The 537-nt window shown below is 64.6% G+C and carries 1 protein-coding gene; it reads left to right on the forward strand.

The window, feature by feature from the left end:
* A partial coding sequence (locus tag J0A65_RS25445; RefSeq protein ID WP_206597002.1) for a hypothetical protein occupies positions 1-537 on the forward strand: 537 nt, incomplete at both ends.

Below are 537 nucleotides of genomic sequence, written 5' to 3' on the forward strand. Positions count from 1 at the left end.
GCCACGCCGCACTTCGTGTTCGGCCCGGGCACGACGCTGGATGAGAGCGTGGAGGTTGACCTGCAGCCGCTGGGGGCTGCCACCAACTATCTGGAGATCGAGGCCAGCTACCGCTTCCCCAGGCTCTGGCAGCACGTGCAGACCTTCGGTTGGACGCACCCGGAGTACGGCAGCACCGGCATCCCCGGCTTCTGCCAGTGGCGCGTATGGACGACTGACCTGCCAACGACCGAGATGATCGAGGATGCCGTCACGGGAGCCGGGTTGACGCTGGTCGGCGGTGTGGGGGGCTATCGATTGCCACTGACTCTGGCCAATCCCTGTGGAGATGGCCAGGCTTGGATCAACACCTTCGACAATCTCTGGCTGAATGCCACGGCCAGTGGCGGCCGGCGTTGGGTCCAGCAGGTGACAGAGAACTACAACCTGCTGCTGACGGCGACAGGCGGTGAGGTCGAGGCCACGCGCGTGATTGTGCGTGACTCAGGAAGCTTCGCTGTCGAGAGCAACCAGGCCGATGAATGGGAGAGCGGCCAG

Source organism: Bowmanella yangjiangensis (assembly GCF_017255015.1).
In the GTDB taxonomy this organism is placed as follows: Bacteria; Pseudomonadota; Gammaproteobacteria; order Enterobacterales; family Alteromonadaceae; genus Bowmanella; species Bowmanella yangjiangensis.